This is a genomic window from Thalassospira marina (genome assembly GCF_002844375.1).
Lineage (GTDB): Bacteria > Pseudomonadota > Alphaproteobacteria > Rhodospirillales > Thalassospiraceae > Thalassospira > Thalassospira marina.
This window is the reverse complement of sequence record NZ_CP024199.1, coordinates 2,227,677-2,244,965: the sequence shown is the minus strand read 5'-3', so window position 1 is coordinate 2,244,965 and position 17,289 is coordinate 2,227,677. Positions and strand designations below refer to the sequence as shown.

The 17,289-nt window shown below is 53.0% G+C and carries 16 protein-coding genes; all 16 read left to right on the top strand.

The annotated features are described in order from the left end of the window. Entirely contained in the window at positions 1-759 is a 759-nt protein-coding gene (locus tag CSC3H3_RS10270) for a biotin--[acetyl-CoA-carboxylase] ligase (protein WP_101284761.1), read from the top strand. Between the two features lie 74 nt (positions 760-833). Then, positions 834-1,631 carry a type III pantothenate kinase gene (locus CSC3H3_RS10265; protein WP_101284760.1) on the top strand — a complete coding sequence of 266 codons (798 nt, stop codon included), beginning with the start codon at positions 834-836 and terminating at the stop codon, positions 1,629-1,631. Between the two features lie 74 nt (positions 1,632-1,705). Further along, the gene (locus tag CSC3H3_RS10260; RefSeq protein ID WP_172963415.1) at positions 1,706-3,379 is read left to right on the top strand and encodes a ribonuclease J; all 1,674 of its coding nucleotides are present in this window, start codon (positions 1,706-1,708) and stop codon (positions 3,377-3,379) included. 86 nt (positions 3,380-3,465) lie between these two features. Further along, entirely contained in the window at positions 3,466-3,870 is a 405-nt protein-coding gene (mce, locus tag CSC3H3_RS10255) for a methylmalonyl-CoA epimerase (protein WP_101284759.1), read from the top strand. An 83-nt stretch (positions 3,871-3,953) separates the two neighbouring features. Next, positions 3,954-4,205 (top strand): DUF1467 family protein, encoded by a 252-nt coding sequence (locus CSC3H3_RS10250; protein WP_101271525.1) that lies wholly within the window; start codon positions 3,954-3,956, stop codon positions 4,203-4,205. A gap of 420 nt (positions 4,206-4,625) precedes the next feature. Then, entirely contained in the window at positions 4,626-5,114 is a 489-nt protein-coding gene (locus CSC3H3_RS10245; RefSeq protein ID WP_101284758.1) for a hypothetical protein, read from the top strand. 182 nt (positions 5,115-5,296) lie between these two features. Beyond that, positions 5,297-6,616, top strand: a complete 1,320-nt coding sequence (proS, locus tag CSC3H3_RS10240; protein ID WP_101271521.1) for a proline--tRNA ligase — start codon at positions 5,297-5,299, stop codon at positions 6,614-6,616. A gap of 94 nt (positions 6,617-6,710) precedes the next feature. Then, positions 6,711-7,961: a lipoprotein-releasing ABC transporter permease subunit gene (locus tag CSC3H3_RS10235; protein ID WP_101284757.1), complete on the top strand. Its 1,251-nt coding sequence runs from the start codon at positions 6,711-6,713 to the stop codon at positions 7,959-7,961. Further along, complete coding sequence (locus CSC3H3_RS10230) at positions 7,954-8,688, top strand: ABC transporter ATP-binding protein (protein ID WP_101271517.1); 735 nt, start codon at positions 7,954-7,956, stop codon at positions 8,686-8,688. The genes CSC3H3_RS10235 and CSC3H3_RS10230 overlap by 8 nt, the downstream gene beginning before the upstream one ends. A gap of 91 nt (positions 8,689-8,779) precedes the next feature. Then, positions 8,780-12,265, top strand: coding sequence for a DNA polymerase III subunit alpha (dnaE, locus tag CSC3H3_RS10225; RefSeq protein WP_101284756.1), 3,486 nt, complete (start codon positions 8,780-8,782; stop codon positions 12,263-12,265). Positions 12,266-12,464: 199 nt separating this feature from the next. Beyond that, on the top strand, positions 12,465-13,247 hold the full coding sequence (rpsB, locus tag CSC3H3_RS10220; RefSeq protein WP_101271513.1) for a 30S ribosomal protein S2: 783 nt from the start codon (positions 12,465-12,467) through the stop codon (positions 13,245-13,247). Positions 13,248-13,336: 89 nt separating this feature from the next. Next, positions 13,337-14,260 carry a translation elongation factor Ts gene (gene tsf, locus CSC3H3_RS10215; RefSeq protein ID WP_101271511.1) on the top strand — a complete coding sequence of 308 codons (924 nt, stop codon included), beginning with the start codon at positions 13,337-13,339 and terminating at the stop codon, positions 14,258-14,260. Between the two features lie 161 nt (positions 14,261-14,421). Then, a complete protein-coding gene (gene pyrH / locus CSC3H3_RS10210) occupies positions 14,422-15,153 on the top strand; it encodes a UMP kinase (protein ID WP_101271509.1) in 732 nt (243 codons plus the stop codon). Positions 15,154-15,155: 2 nt separating this feature from the next. Next, positions 15,156-15,719 carry a ribosome recycling factor gene (frr, locus tag CSC3H3_RS10205; protein WP_101271507.1) on the top strand — a complete coding sequence of 188 codons (564 nt, stop codon included), beginning with the start codon at positions 15,156-15,158 and terminating at the stop codon, positions 15,717-15,719. Between the two features lie 2 nt (positions 15,720-15,721). Then, entirely contained in the window at positions 15,722-16,462 is a 741-nt protein-coding gene (locus CSC3H3_RS10200) for an isoprenyl transferase (RefSeq protein WP_101284755.1), read from the top strand. Beyond that, positions 16,446-17,261, top strand: a complete 816-nt coding sequence (locus tag CSC3H3_RS10195; protein WP_245881364.1) for a phosphatidate cytidylyltransferase — start codon at positions 16,446-16,448, stop codon at positions 17,259-17,261. Before CSC3H3_RS10200 ends, CSC3H3_RS10195 begins: the two co-directional genes overlap by 17 nt. The last annotated feature ends 28 nt before the right edge of the window (positions 17,262-17,289 follow it).

The window sequence follows — 17,289 nt, the reverse complement described above, 5'->3', positions numbered from 1 at the left end:
ATGACGGATCCTGTCGTGCGTCTTCCGGATGGATATGTTCTGCATTTCCACGAAGTCATCGACAGTACGAATGAAGAGGCAAAACGCCTCGGTGATAAGGGCGCCCCTGGTGGCGCCCTTATTTTGGCTGCACGCCAACTTGCCGGTCGCGGCCGGCGCGGCCGTGAATGGAAATCTCCGACCGGTAATCTGTTCCTCTCCCTTCTTTTACGCCCCAATTGCCCGCTGCAGGAATCAGCCCGGCTGACATTTCTTGCTGCCCTTGCCATGGCGGAGGCGGTTGATATCGTCAGCAACGGCGAAATTACGCCAGAATGCAAATGGCCCAATGACCTGATGGTAGGGGGGCGCAAATTATGCGGCATTCTGCTTGAAAGCGCGTCATCGCATGGTCGCGATACCGATTATCTGGTGATTGGGACAGGCGTAAATATTGCCTTCCATCCCGATGATGTGGAGCGTCCCTCGACCTCCTTTGCGGCACTTGGTGTGATGATCCGGATCGAAGATCTGGTTTCGGCCTATATTTCCCGATTTGACGACCTATATTCAGCCTGGCAGCAGGATGGTTTTAACGCCATTCGCCAAGCCTGGCTGGATCGCGCCTATGGGTTTGGCCAGCCGATTGTTGCCCGCCTAAGCGAACGGACACTGACTGGTACTTTTGTTGGGCTTGATCAGGGTGGTTCCCTGATTTTAAAAGACGATAGGGGTGTTGATCATGTGATCGGCGCAGGGGAAGTGTTTTTCAAAAGCTGACATCAGGGCTGGCCGGATTTAATTCTTTGCCATGCGCCTTGAAAGTTGCTCCCACAGGGAAATCATGATCTGCCATGCTGCTGGCTATTGATGCAGGAAATACCAATATCGTTTTTGCCGTTTTTGATGGCGATACCATCAAGGGGCAATGGCGGTGTTCGACCACTGTTGAACGAACAGCCGATGAACTTGGTGTATGGTTGCATCATTTGTTCGAGCTCTCGGGTGTGCCGCGTGACGCCATTACTGGTGCAATTATTGCCACTGTCGTACCTGCCGCCGAATTCAGCCTTAAAACCCTGTGCCGCCAGTATTTTGCGGTTGAACCCATGGTCGTTGGCGCGCCCAGCGTTAATTTGAAAATGCAGGTGTTGACCGATCGGCCCAGTGAAGTGGGGGCGGATCGGCTGGTAAATGCGGTTGCGGCACACCGCATATATGGCGGGCCCCTTGTGGTGCTGGATTTCGGCACGGCGACGACGTTTGATGTTGTCGACGGGCAGGGGAATTATTTGGGGGGGGTGATTGCGCCCGGTGTTAACCTGTCGATCAAGGCATTACATATGGCGGCCGCCCAGTTGCCGATGGTGGCGGTTGAAGCGCCACGCAATGTGATTGGTAAAAATACCATCGAAGCCATGCAGTCCGGCGTATTCTGGGGGTATGTTTCGATGATTGAGGGCTTATTGGCGCGCATTTGCACCCAGCAGGGGCTGCCGGAAATGAAGGTGGTTGCGACAGGGGGCCTTGCGCCCCTGTTTGCCCGGGCAATAGATGAAATTGGCCATTCGCATGGGGATTTGACCATGCTTGGCCTTTTAATGATTTATCGACAGAATTTGGAAAACGACAAAGCCGGACAATTGGCGTAAAAGCTTTACCTAATTGGCCGTGTGTGTTTTTTCGTTATGCACGGTTAACGGCTTGATCGGAAATGTGAGGTTTCGTGGATTTGTTTTTGCCAAAGGACGAATTGCTGTTTGTCCCGCTGGGTGGCTCCGGCGAGATCGGGATGAACCTTAATCTTTATGGCTATAATGACCGCTGGCTGATGATCGATATGGGCGTTTCCTTTGGCGAGGAAGGATTGCCTGGTGTCGATGTTGTCATGCCCGATCCATCCTTTATCGAGCAACGCAAGGACAAGCTGCTTGGCCTGGTTCTGACGCATGCGCATGAAGATCATTTAGGCGCGATTCCCTATCTTTGGCCGCGTCTGAAATGCCCGATCTATGCAACGCCTTTTGCCGCCGAATTTTTGCGCGCAAAGCTTGCCGAAACAGATTTTGCTGATCAGGTTCCAATCCACGAAGTCGAACTTGGGTCACGGTTTAAACTTGGTGATTTCGATATTGAAATGATCACCATGACCCATTCGATCCTGGAGCCCAACGCCCTTGCGATCAGAACGCCAAAGGGGCTGGTTGTTCATACCGGTGACTGGAAATTTGACCATGATCCGCAAATCGGGACCGAACCCGATGTCGCCAAACTTGAGGCACTGGGTGATGAAGGGGTCGACGCCCTTGTGTGTGATTCGACCAATGTGTTCTCGCAGGGCGAAACCGGGTCGGAAGGCGAGGTTGCACGCAACCTGATCGAACTGTTTACCAAAATTCCGTCTGGCCGCATTGCCGTTGCCTGTTTTGCCACCAATGTCGCGCGCATCCAGTCAATTATCGAAGCGGCCCATGAAACAGGGCGCTGTGTTGCGCTGGCAGGCCGGTCCATGCGCCGGGTAACCGAAGCTGCGAAGAAAGTTGGTTATCTTACTGGATATCCTAATCTTTTATCGGATGAGGATGCGATGGAAGTGCCCAAAGACCAGGTGCTTTTGATTTGCACCGGGTCACAGGGGGAACCGCGTGCGGCAATGGCACGCATCGCACGGGGCGAACACCCAACCATCCAGCTTGATGCCGGTGATACGGTGGTGTTTTCCGCCCGTGAAATTCCGGGCAATGAAAAATCCATCGGCTTTATTCAGAATTCGCTGATCAAGCGTGGCATTAACGTCATCACTGCGCGCGATGAACCGATCCATGTTTCCGGTCATCCCGGGCGGTCCGATCTGGCGCGGATGTATCAGCTGACGCGGCCCAAAATACTGGTGCCTGTGCATGGTGAACCGCGCCATTTGCGCGAACAGGCAAGCCTTGCCCGTGAATGCCAGGTGCCTGAAACCGTTATTCCGCATGATGGCACCGTTATTCGCCTGTCGCCAGGCTTTGCCAGCGTGATTGAAGAGGTTGATACAGGCATTCTGTGCCTTGATGGCGGGCGGTTGATCAAACGGGATTCAAACACCATTCGTAACCGTAACCGCATCATGTGGAATGGTGTGATGTTTGTGACCGTGGTGCTGAACCAGTTTGGCGAAATGGTTGGCGACCCGATGATTACGGCACCCAGCCTGTATGATGAAGAAAACGATGACGTTGCCCTTGATCATTTTGCCGCCGAAATTGGCAACCGTATTGATCAGCTTGACGATGATGAAGTGCTTGATGATGCCGCGGTGATCCTGGCCATTCGCCAGGCCGTTCGCCGGCCCATTCGCCAAAAACAGGGTAAACGCCCGTTGATCGAGGTCCACCTGATGCGGGTGACCGAAGAATAAGCAAAACAAGGGAACCCTGCAGGTGGCCCGTTATACCGCCATGCAGGGAAATCCCGATTGGAAGCGTTAAAAATCAGGAGCCTGCCATGATTGGTCGCCTAAACCATGTTGCGATTGCCGTCCCGGATCTGGATGAAGGAATTCGTCTTTATCGTGATGTCTTGGGGGCGAGCGTTTCCGATCCGCAGGACGAACCTGAACATGGTGTTCGTGTTGTCTTTGTTGAATTGCCAAATACCAAAATCGAATTGCTGTATCCGTTGGGTGAAAATTCACCGATCCGGGCGTTTTTGGAAAAGAACAGCGCCGGGGGTATCCACCATGTTTGTTATGAGGTCGAGGATATCATTGCGGCCCGTGACCGGTTGATCGGCGAGGGGGCCCGTATTTTGGGCAATGGCGAGCCTAAAATCGGTGCGCATGGCAAGCCCGTGTTATTTTTGCACCCAAAGGATTTCACCGGCACCCTGGTCGAGCTTGAGCAGGTTTGACAAAGACCATGTTCGCACAGGAAGGTTGCGCAAATCCCTGCAACCTCTTGCCTGACCATCTCTTTTTTTACGCAGGTTTTGCCATGACGTTGTTTTCAGGTTTTGTGACCTATCTGATCATTTGGTGGCTGGTTTTGTTCACGGTGCTGCCTGTGGGCGTAAAACGCCAGGAAGTGGTTGAAAAAGGCCATGATAGCGGCGCACCGCAAAATCCGCATATGTGGAAGAAGATGCTGGCAACGTCGCTTATTTCCGCGATTTTGTGGGGTATTGCCTATTTCGTGATTACCAGCGGCCTGATCGATATTCGCCCAGCGGCGGAGGCCTTTAATTAAGGCTTGATCACCTAATTCTGATCGCGCGCAAAACGGAAACAGGGGCGGCCATCTGGCGCCCCTGTTTTTGCAGCATTTCCGCACCAACAAAAAAAAAGCAAGATCCTAAGATCTTGCTTTAGCGCTATTTTATAGCTGTTTTCCCGTTATCTTTATTGCTTCCTCCTAGACCTGGGCTCATTGGCACAGGTTTTTATAACGACGTCGCGCCTGCTTCTTTTGTGCTTATTGGCAATAAAGCCTCCCGCAATTTATGAGCGGCTGCGGTCATCGTTCCATCACGATCTTGCGTCGTTTCAGGATGGTTAAAAAGCCATATAATTCACGATTATGCAAGATGTTTTGACCAAACTTCACAAATGCATGTAACATTGTGTAACAAAATCTTGTTACGTCAAATGGTTAGAGGGTGTTTTTGCCATGAAACTGTTTGTTCTTTCGCCCGATAAAGTAGCGCGATTACAGACGCTTGTATCGATTTTTGCCGTGATTACAGTCCTTTCCGGACCAAGCTTTGCTGCGGATTCTGCAAAAAAAGAATCGGATGCTGCAGATACAACCACCGTTACGGTAACGCGGGATGCCTGCAATGCTGTTGTGGCCTATCAGCCAGATGCCAGTGTTGAATATCAACCCGGTGTCGATGTGAACGGACATGCAGTAACCCCCGCAGAAGGGCCGGGCGTCAATGCAGCACAAATCACCCTGCCAGATGTGATTGAATTTCCGGTAACGATTGATTTCTTTGAATATGCAGGAATTTCCAAACCAACCGGCATTGGTGGCGAAGGCAATTTGGGCAAAATCACCTATAAAAACGGGCAGGTTTATTTTAACGACCAGCCAATCGGCAATGCCGCGCAAAATGCCGATTTGATTGCAGCCTGCCAGGCAGCGGGCTATCGTTAGGATGAACAGGTTGCCTGGTATCGTTTCGCAGCAGGTTGATCACACATCCTGTGGTTTTGAATGACCCGGCAATTCGGGAAATGACAAGTTCCGGCTTGCCTTTCGCCCTGTGCTGTCGCATGTTCCGGGACTAGTTTTTTGGTCGTTGTTACCTTTCCAGACTGCTTTTTTACGAGGCATTGATGCGTCTTTCCCAGTTCTTTCTGCCCACCCTTAAAGAAACCCCGTCAGAAGCCCAGATCGTTTCTCATCGGTTGATGCTGCGCGCCGGGATGGTGCGGCAGCTTTCGGCCGGTATTTATTCCTGGTTGCCGCTGGGTTACCGCGTTCTTAAAAAGATCGAACAGATCGTTCGTGAAGAACAGGATGCCATCGGTTGTAACGAACTTCTGATGCCGACGATCCAGCCGGCCGAGCTGTGGCAGGAAAGCGGCCGTTACGAAGATTATGGCCTGGAGATGCTGCGCATTACCGACCGTCATGATCGCAATATGCTGTTTGGTCCGACCAACGAAGAAGTGATCACGGACATTTTCCGCAAGGAAGTGAAGTCCTACAAGCAGCTTCCACAGATGCTGTATCATATCCAGTGGAAGTTCCGCGACGAGATCCGCCCGCGTTTTGGCGTGATGCGCGGCCGCGAATTCCTGATGAAGGACGCCTATTCCTTCGATATCGATTACGAAAGCTCGCGCCACGCATATAACAAGATCTTCCTTGCCTATTGCCGCACGTTCTCGCGCCTGGGCGTAAAGGCCATCCCGATGGTTGCTGATACCGGCCCGATTGGCGGTGATCTTAGCCATGAATTCATTATTCTGGCTGAAACCGGCGAAAGCGAAGTTTTCTGTGACAAGAAATGGCTGGAAAAAGACCTGACCGGTCAGGGTGTTGACCTGAACGATCGCACCAACCTTGAAGGCTGGGTGCAGACCACCCTGGCAGATTATGCTGCGACTGAAGAAAAACATGATGCAGCAAGCTGCCCTGTTTCAGGTGATGACCTGATTGCCACACGCGGTATCGAAGTTGGCCATATTTTCCATTTCGGCACCAAATATTCCGAACCGATGGGCGCAACCGTTTTGGGCCCGGATGGCAAGGAAGTGCCGGTGATGATGGGGTCGTACGGCATTGGTGTTTCGCGTCTTGTCGGTGCATTGATTGAAGCGTCCCACGACGAAAACGGCATTATTTGGCCCGAAGAGGTGGCACCGTTCCGCGTTGGCCTGATCAATCTGCGTACCGGCGATGATGCATGTGATGCCGCGTGCGAAGATATTTATGGCAAACTGAAAAATGCCAAAATTGACGTGCTTTATGATGATCGTGACATGCGCGCTGGTGGCAAATTTGCCGACATGGACCTGATTGGTCTGCCCTGGCAGATCGTGATTGGTCCGAAAGGCCTGGCAAATGGCGTGGTGGAACTGAAGAACCGCAAAACTGGCGAACGTTCGGAAGTGACACTGGAAGCCGCGCTGAACCAGATTGGCGCATGATAAAAGCTTTGCGGGGCGGCATTTGCCGCCCCGTTAAATATCATCTGACCACGGGTTTCGTCTGAAACCCATTCTCCACAAGGATTAGGTGCCTATGTTCAGTCCGTTCGAACGCATGGTGGCGTTTCGCTATCTGCGTCCCCGTCGGCAGGAAGGCTTTGTTTCGGTCATCGCGATCTTTTCGCTGCTTGGTATTATGCTGGGTGTTGCGACGCTGATTATTGTGATGTCCGTGATGAACGGTTTTCGTGCCGAACTGCTTTCGCGCATTCTTGGACTGAACGGGCACATATCGGTTTATGCGCAAAGCCCTGATGGCCTGCCAAACTATGCCGAGATCGAAAAGAAAATCGTCGAAACCGGTAACGTGACCCTGGTCAACCCGATCGTCGAAGGCCAGGTCATGGCTTCGAAAAGCGGGCGGGCAACAGGGGCCATTGTGCGCGGCATGACGCCCGAAGACATTGCCAAGCGTGACACGCTGGCCAACAATATTGTCTTTGGCAGCCTGAAAGATTTTCAGGGTGAAGATTCGATCATCATGGGCGCGCGCCTTGCCATGAAACTGGGCATTGGCGTTGGCGATACCGTCAATCTGATCTCGCCCAAAGGCAAGGTCACGGCCTTTGGTTCGGTGCCGCGCATGCGTTCCTACCATGTGGTCGCTTTGTTTGATATCGGCATGTATGAATATGACTCTGGCTTCATTTTCATGCCGATGGAAGCTGCGCAAACATATTTCCAGATGCCGGGTAAAATCTCGAATTTCGAGGTGGTCCTGAAAGACCCGTCGCACCTGTCCGATACGATGGATGATCTGTTGCAAAACCTGCGCGGTGAAAATCTGCGCCTGGTGAACTGGCAGCAATCAAACGCCAATTTCTTTAATGCGTTGCAGGTCGAACGCAATGTGATGTTCCTGATCCTGACGCTGATTATTCTTGTGGCGGCCTTTAACATCATTTCCGGGATGGTCATGCTGGTAAAGGACAAGGGGCGCGATATTGCGATTTTGCGCACCATGGGGGCCACACGCGGTTCGGTATTGCGGATATTCTTCCTCGCTGGGGCATCGATTGGTGTGCTGGGCACGTTAAGTGGTCTGCTTTTGGGCGTGGTCTTTTGTGAAAATATCGAAAGCATCCGCCAGTTCATTCAAAGCCTGACCGGAGCTGACCTGTTTAATGCGGAAATCTATTTCCTTTCGCAATTGCCAGCTGATCTTGATGTCAATGAAGTAGTGATGGTTTGCGTTATGTCGCTGACCCTGTCTTTCCTGGCGACGATTTATCCGGCATGGCGTGCGTCGCGCCTCGATCCGGTGGAGGCACTGCGCTATGAGTGACCTTCAAAAGAAATCGGCCGCACAGCGGCAGGTCAAACCGATGCTGAAGCTTGAAAAAGTGGTTCGGTCCTTTTCGCAGGGGGCAGAGCAGCTTGATGTTCTTAAGGCAGTTGATCTGACCATCAACGAAGGCGAGATCGTTGCCCTTGTCGGGCCTTCGGGGGCTGGTAAATCAACCCTGTTGCAGATTGCAGGTCTGCTCGAACGTCCTGATAGCGGTTCTGTTTCCATTGGTGGCAAGCGCAGCACGGATTTATCCGATCAGGCGCGTACGCAAATGCGTCGCGACCATATTGGCTTTGTGTATCAGTACCATCATTTGTTGCCGGAATTTTCCGCGATTGAAAATGTCGTCATCCCGCAAATGATATCGGGCCTGAAACGCAAGGATGCCGAAGAACGCGGAATGGAACTGTTGCAGTGCCTGGGGATTGAAGCCCGGGCGCAGCACCGCCCGGCGCGCCTTTCGGGTGGGGAACAGCAACGGGTGGCGATTGCCCGTGCCCTCGCCAATGTTCCCGATGTTCTGTTTGCCGATGAGCCGACAGGTAATCTTGACCCGCAAACCGCAGACAATGTGTTTGGGATGCTGGTGTCACTTGTCCGACAAACCGGGCTAGCATCGCTGATTGCAACCCATAACCCGGAACTGGCCTGCCAGATGGACCGGATCATCACCCTGCGTGACGGGCATCTTGTCGAAGTTGATCCGGAATCACTTTCATAATTTGATTGTGGTTTTTATACTTGTTTTGCTGTCGGGCGCCTTATGGGCGCCCGTGGCTTTTGGCTTTGTTTTTGCGTCGAGGTAGCTGGCAATGGAAAACGGTTTTATCCATCTGCGTGTTCATACGAACTATTCACTTGCTGAAGGCGCAATAACGACAAAAGAACTGGTAAAGCTGTGTGCGGCCGATAACCAGCCCGCCGCCGCAATGACCGATACCAACAATATGTTCGGCGCGCTGGATTTTGCGGGGGCTGCCAGTGGTTCTGGTGTGCAGCCCATTTTGGGTGTGCAGATCGGCATTGAACGCTTTGGCACCGAGGTTGTGCTGGGCAAGGCCGGGCGCGAACCCGACCCTGATGAACTGGTATTACTGGCGCAAAGCAGAACCGGTTATTTCAACCTGCTTAAAATTGTTTCGCGCGCCCACATGACAACGGAAGCCGGCAGCACGCCCAAGGCATTGCTGGAGCATCTTGCTGAACATAGTGAAGATGTCATTTGCCTGACCGGTGGCCCGTCTGGTCCGTTGGCGCGCCTTTTGGGCGAGGAGCAAAAGCCCAAAGCGATTGACTGCCTTGAGCGTCTGAAAGCCATTTATGGCGATCGTCTATATATCGAAATTCAGCGCCACGGCCTGGCATCGGAAGAAGCCATCGAGCCGGCATTGATTGATATGGCCTATGAATATGATGTGCCGCTGGTCGCGACCAATGACTGCTATTTCCCGCGTGCCGACATGTACGAAGCCCATGATGTGTTTATCTGCATCGGGCAGGGCGCGGTTGTTGGCCAGGAAGATCGCTGGCGCCTAACGCCTGATCATAGATTTAAAACCGCTGCTGAAATGCGCGACCTGTTTTCCGATTTGCCCGAGGCCTGCGACAACACCCTGATTGTTGCCCAGCGCTGCGCCTGGCATGTGGAAAAAATTGACCCGATTTTGCCCCCCTTTGATTGTGGAGAAGGCCGCACCGAAGTTGACGAACTGCGCCATCGTTCATTTGATGGCTTGCGCGGCCGACTGGAAAAATATGTCTACACCCCGGATATGTCCGAGGAAGCCAGACAGAAAATCGCCGAACCCTATAATGCCCGCCTTGAATATGAACTGGGCATTATCGTGCAGATGGGCTTTCCCGGTTACTTCCTGATCGTTGCCGACTTCATCCAGTGGGCAAAGGAACATGATATTCCGGTGGGGCCGGGGCGTGGTTCGGGGGCAGGCTCGCTTGTCGCTTATGCCTTGCTGATTACCGACCTGGACCCTTTGCGCTTCTCGCTGCTATTTGAACGTTTCCTTAACCCGGAACGTGTGTCGATGCCTGACTTCGACGTCGACTTTTGCCAGGATCGGCGCGGTGAGGTGATTGAATATGTGCAGCATAAATATGGTTACGATCGTGTCGCGCAGATCATTACCTTTGGTAAATTGCAGGCAAAGGCCGCAGTGCGCGACGTTGGCCGTGTTCTTGGCATTCCATACGGATATGTCGATAAAATCTGTAAGATGATCCCGGGGGACCCGGCAAAGCCGATTCCCCTTAAGGAAGCCATCGATATGGAACCGGACCTGCGCCGTATCGCGCGTGAAGACCCGGATATTGACCGCCTTCTTAGCATTGCCATGCAGATCGAGGGGCTTTACCGAAATTCATCGACCCACGCAGCCGGTGTGGTGATTGGTGACCGTGACCTTGATGAACTGGTGCCGCTTTATCGTGATCCACGATCCGATATGCCTGTCACGCAGTTCAACATGAAATTTGTTGAAAATGCCGGTCTGGTGAAGTTTGACTTTCTGGGGCTTAAAACGCTGACCGTGATCATCGAGGCCGTCAATCTGATGCGCCTGCGTGATGACGTGCCAAAGGATTTTGACATCAGCGCCATTGCCCTTGATGACCGGCCATCTTTCAAGCTGTTATCGGCGGCCGAAACAGTGGGCGTGTTCCAGCTTGAATCCCAGGGCATGCAGGATGTTTTGCGCGGCCTGAAACCCGACACTCTTGAAGACATCATCGCTGTGGTGGCGCTTTATCGCCCCGGCCCGATGGATAATATTCCCTATTACATTGCACGTAAGCACGGGCGCGAAGAACCCGATTATATGCATCCGATGCTCAAGCCGATCCTAGAAGAAACTTACGGCATCATGATCTATCAGGAACAGGTCATGCAGCTTGCCCAGTTGATGTCGGGTTACTCGCTTGGCGGCGCAGATTTGTTGCGCCGCGCGATGGGTAAAAAAATCGCCGAGGAAATGGAAAAACAGCGTTCGCTGTTTGTGGATGGCGCGGAAAAAAACAATGTCGATCGCCAGCAGGCATCCGACATTTTCGACCAGGTTGCCAAATTCGCATCCTATGGCTTTAACAAATCGCACGCTGCGGCCTATGCCCTTGTGGCGTATCAGACGGCATATCTGAAAGCGAATTACCCGGTCGAATTCATGGCCGCGTTAATGACGCTTGATATGCACAACACCGACAAACTGGCAATTTTCAAGCAGGAAGTCGAACGCCTGAAAATTGAAATTCTGCCGCCTTGCGTCAATAAATCGGGTGTGGCCTTTACCGTTGAAAATCACGGTGGCGTGCGCAAAATCCGCTATGCCCTTGCTGCCGTCCGAAATGTCGGTGACGCCGCCATGGAAAGCCTGGTGAATGCACGCGAACAGCAGGGTGAATTCAAGGACCTGACAGATTTTGCTTCACGCATTGACAGCCGGGCGCTGAACAAACGCCTGCTTGAAAACCTGGTGCGGGCAGGGGCCCTTGATTGCCTGCATGAAAACCGCCGTGTCATGTTTGAAAATGTCGATAAAATTCTGGCCGTGTCCCAGCGTGAGATGCAGGCGCGCAATAACGACCAGATCAGCATGTTTGGCGATGATGCCGGGTTTGGTAAAGATACCATTCGCCTGCCCGATGGCCGCGACTGGGTGCCAATGGAAAAACTGACCGAGGAATTCTCGGCCATTGGTTTTTACCTTTCTGCGCATCCGCTTGATACATTCGGCAAAAGTCTTCAGCGAATTGGTGTTGCACCGTTTTCCGATCTTGAAGCCCGGATGCGTGCGCAAAACAAAGGGGCCATTAAACTTGCCGGTACCCTTATTAATGCGCGCGAGATGATATCGAAAAAGAATGGCAATAAATTCGCCTTCGTCATGCTGTCTGATGCGACGGGCAGTTTCGAGGTCGCGTTCTGGGCCGAAGCATGGGCGGCTTATAAGGAAATCATCAATTCTGGTCGTCCGATGCTGTTGCTGGTTTCGGCTGAAATTCGCGAGGGTCAATTGCGCATTCAGGGGCAGCGTGTCGAGGATCTGGAGCAGGCCGTTGCCGGTGCTGCCGAGGGTATTCGCATTCGCCTGACCCGTCCTGACCCGATTGTTGAAATTCGCGAATTGCTGGAAAAGGCGGGCAGGGGCCGTGGACTGGTGAATATTTCATCGATCTGTTCTGATGGCCGTATTGCCGAAGTCGAACTTACGGACCATTTCAAGGTTGGGCCGTCGCTTATTGGTGCGGTCGGGGCGATTCCCGGTGTCGAATTTGCCGAGGAAATCTGATCGGGCGTTTAATACGGCTTTTGTGGCCCGAAACGTGTAGTTAGGGCTTGCAATATGCGGGGGGCGGCGCTAAAACCCGCCTCGAACATCACACGTGGGAGCGTGGCGATCCCTTATGGGGCGTCCATCCGGTGTTTTGCCAGGTGGCAGAATTCCTTCCCACGGAGGTATTAACCGGAAAACGGTAGGATTATTTATCATGGCATTGCCAACCTTTACCATGCGTCAGCTGATGGAAGCTGGCGTTCACTTTGGTCACCACACCCGTCGCTGGAACCCGAAGATGAAACCGTTCATCTTTGGCGCACGTAACGACATTCACATCCTGAACCTGCAGGAAACCGTTCCGATGCTGCATCGCGCGATGCAGGCAGTTCGCGACGTGACCGCTGCTGGTGGCCGTGTTCTTTTCGTTGGTACCAAACGCCAGGCTTCGCCGGTTATTGCTGACGCTGCAAAACGTTGCGGGCAGTACTATGTGAACCACCGTTGGCTCGGCGGCATGCTGACCAACTGGAACACTGTTTCCGGTTCGATCAAACGCCTTAAAGAACAGGACGAAATCCTGAACTCTGGCGCTGAAGGCCTGACCAAGAAAGAAATTCTGAACCTGACCCGTTCGCGCGATAAACTTGAACGCGCTCTGGGCGGTATCAAGGACATGGGTGGTCTGCCCGATATCATCATCGTGGTTGACACCAACAAAGAATCTCTCGCGATCCACGAAGCTCGCAACCTGCACATTCCGGTTGTAGCCGTTCTGGACTCGAACTCGGACCCGCAAGACGTTCAGTACCCGATCCCGGGCAACGACGACGCGATCCGCGCAATTCAGCTGTATTGCGACCTGTTTGTTGGTGCCGTTCTTGACGGTATCCAGGCCGAAATGACTGCTTCTGGTGCAGACCTCGGCGAAGCCGACGAACTGCCGGCACAGGAAGCTGCTGCTGCCGAAGCTGCCGACCAGGCTGCTTCCGCTTAAATTTCATTTTATACCGATTGAAGCGGCGGCTATCATGCCGCCGTTTCTTTAGGTGTTATCCACTTGATCGCGTAATAGGGGCTTTAAAAATGGCTATTACCGCTGCTCTCGTGAAAGAGCTTCGCGAAACCACCGGCGCTGGCATGATGGACTGCAAAAAGGCGCTTTCCGAAACCGACGGCAACCTTGAAGCAGCAGTTGACTGGCTGCGCACCAAGGGTCTTGCTGCCGCTGCTAAGAAAGCTGGCCGCGTTGCTGCTGAAGGTCTGGTTGGTGTTGCTGTTGACGGTACCGCTGGTGCCGTTGTCGAGCTGAACTCCGAAACCGACTTCGTTTCGCGGAACGAAGACTTCCAGAAGTTCGTCTCTCAGATTGCTTCGCTGGGTATTGTTGCCAATGGCGACATCGACGCCCTGAAGGCAACTGCATTCCCGGGTACTTCGCGTAACGTCGAAGAGCAGGTCACCCACATGATCGCCACCATTGGCGAAAACATGAACCTGCGTCGCGTTGCTTCGATTTCGGTCGAAAAAGGCGTTGTTGCTTCTTACGTTCACGCTTCCATCGCTCAGGACCTCGGCAAGATCGGCGTTCTGGTTGCTCTGGAATCGGAAGCTGATGCAGCCGTTCTTGAAGCACTTGGCAAGCAGATTGCCATGCACATTGCCGCAACCAACCCGGCATCGGCTACCGTTGCTGATCTGGATCCGGAACTCGTCGAGCGTGAAAAAGCCGTTCTGACCGAGCAGGCCAAAGAATCCGGTCGTCCGGACGAGATCATCGCGAAGATGATCGAAGGTCGTATCCGTAAATATTACGAACAGGTCGTTCTGCTTGAGCAGACCTTCGTGATCGACGGTGAAAACCAGGTCAAGGCTGTGATCGAAAAAGCTGCCAAAGACGCTGGCACTGCAATCACCCTGAAGGGCTTCATCCGTTTCGAACTCGGCGACGGGATCGAGAAGGAAGAAAAAGACTTTGCTGCTGAAGTTGCTGAGCAGCTGAAGAAGTAAGATATCTGATCGAGTTGATGCGTCAGGCGTCAATTCGTGTATGATCCAGACCGGCGGGGTCTTCAGAGTGATAACACCCTGTTGCTCGCCGGTCTTTTTATATCTGAAGTATGCTACCTGCTTGAATGGTGGCCCAAATCAGCATTGAGAGGCATCTGGATATGGCAGAAAACGGCCCGTTGAAGTTTCGTCGTGTGCTGTTGAAATTGTCCGGCGAAGGTCTGCTGGGCAAACAGCAATATGGTCTTGACCCCGATACGGTTGATCGTATCGCCAGCGAGATCAAGACGGTCCATGATATGGGCGCAGAAGTCTGCATGGTTATCGGTGGCGGCAATATCTTTCGCGGTGTCAAAGGCGCCTCGCAGGGGATGGAACGCGCAACCGCTGACTATATGGGGATGCTTGCGACCATTATGAATGCCCTTGCCGTCCAGAATGCCCTTGAACGCCATGGCGTTCAGACGCGTGTGCAGTCGGCTATTCCAATGTCATCGGTCTGTGAACCGTATATTCGCCGTCGTGCCGTGCGCCATATGGAAAAGGGCCGCGTTGTTATTTTCGCGGCCGGTACCGGCAACCCGTTTTTCACCACCGATACCGCTGCGGCGTTGCGCGCGGTTGAAATGGGATGCGATGCCCTGTTAAAGGGAACGCAGGTTGACGGCGTTTATACTGCCGATCCGAAGACCAATCCTGATGCAGTTCGTTATGACGAACTGACATATATGGATGTACTTGCGAAAGATTTGCGTGTTATGGATGCTTCCGCTATTTCTTTGGCGCGCGAAAATGATATTCCGGTAATTGTATTTTCTTTGCATAATCCCGGCGCCTTTGCCGATGTTGTCTGTGCAAAGGGTACATTTACGATTATTTCGAATGGAGACTGAAGGTGTCTGACGTTGCTGGCCTGAAAAAGGACCTCACCCGCCGTATGGAAGGGGCTTTGGAAGTATTGCACAAGGAATTCACCGGTTTGCGTACCGGTCGTGCCAGTGCAAACCTTCTTGATCCTGTAATGGTTGAAGCCTATGGCGCAATGACACCGCTGAACCAGGTTGGTTCGGTCAGTGTTCCTGAATCCCGCATGCTTTCGGTTCAGGTCTGGGACAAATCGATGGTCAAGGCTGTCGAAAAGGCAATTCGCAATGCCGGTCTTGGCCTTAACCCGGCTTCGGACGGCACACTTATTCGCGTTCCGATTCCCCCGCTTAACGAAGAGCGCCGTGTCGAATTGGGCAAAGTTGCTGGCAAATATGCCGAACAGGCCCGTATTTCGGTTCGTAACGTTCGCCGCGATGGCATGGACCAGCTCAAGAAGTGGGAAAAGGACAGCGAAATTTCTGAAGATATTCTTCGTTCCGAAGAAAAAGAAATTCAGAAGCTGACCGACAAGGTTATTGGCGAGATCGACGACGCTCTCGCTCATAAAGAACAGGAAATCATGCAAGTCTGACCATGACTGTTCTGGCATCCAACCTCAAGCCTTCGGGCAGCCAACATTTGCCACGTCATGTTGCCATCATTATGGATGGCAACGGGCGTTGGGCGCGTGCGCGCGGCAAACCCCGCACCTTTGGCCATCGGGCCGGGGTTGAGGCGGTGCGCCGTACGGTCGAGGCTGCTGCTGATATCGGGATCGAATTTCTGACCCTTTATGGTTTTTCCACTGAAAACTGGAAACGCCCGGAAGGCGAGGTAAGCGACCTGATGGGGTTGTTGCGCCTGTTCATCAAGCGCGAACTGGCGGCTCTTGACAAAAATGGTGTGTGCATTCGCGTGATTGGTGATCGCACCCGTTTTGCCGCCGATATCCAGGAATTGCTGGAAAATGCGGAAAAGCGCACGGCATCCAATACACGCCTGAAACTTACCATTGCACTAAGCTATGGCTCGCGGGCTGAAATTGCCGATGCCATGCGTTTTATCGCCCATCGGATCGAACGTGGCGAGCTTTCAGCAGCTGACGTGACCGAAGATCTGATCGAGCAAAGCCTGGCAACAGCCGGTATGCCTGATCCTGACCTTTTGATTCGTACCAGCGGCGAACAGCGGATCAGCAACTTTCTGCTGTGGCAGTGCGCCTATACCGAATTCGTCTTTGATGACGTTTTGTGGCCCGATTTTGATCGGCAACATCTGGAGCGGGCAATCGAAAGTTTTGCCGGACGGGAGCGGCGTTTTGGCGCAGTCCTCTGATGTAACCAGCGCGCCGAAATCAGGCCTTGGCCTGCGAATTCTTTCCGCCCTTGTGATGGCACCTGTCGCCATTGCTGCTGTCTGGTTTGGTTCCCCCTGGTTTGGCCTGCTTATCCTGGTTTTCAGCATCGCCATGATCTGGGAATGGATGCGTATGTGTGCACCTGACCGTGCTTTGCTGCTGGCAGGTATTTCCGGGCTTGGCCTTGCCATATCCATGTATATGCAATCTGTTGCACCAACCCTTGCGGGCTTATTGCCTGCACTGATCGCCGCAATCATAACGGTGCTTGCCTGTGGGCGGGAACGTGCCCTGGTATTGACGGGGGCCGTGTTTATTCCCGTTGCGGCGCTGGCGGTGCAATGGCTGCGTGCTTGGCATGCTGATGGCCTGCTTTTGATCATGTGGCTGTTCCTGACTGTCTGGGCGACTGATACCGGGGCATATGCCTTTGGCCGTGCGATTGGCGGGCCAAAACTCGCGCCGCGCTTCAGCCCCAAAAAAACCTGGGCGGGCCTGTTTGGTGGCATGATCTGTGCTGCATTGATTGGCGGGCTGATGGTTTATTTCAGTGGCGGCAGCTCGATTGCTGCAATTGCGCTTACCAGTGCGGCATTGGCCGTTGTTGCGCAGATCGGTGATCTTGCAGAATCTGCCCTTAAACGGCGTTTTGGTGTAAAAGACAGCAGCAATCTGATTCCCGGGCATGGTGGTTTTCTGGATCGTGCAGACGGGATGCTGTCGGTTTTGCCGGTTGCGTTCGTTATTGTTTATTTTTTCGGTCTGACCTTGCACTGATTGTAAGCGTTTTGCCGGTTTAAAAGAT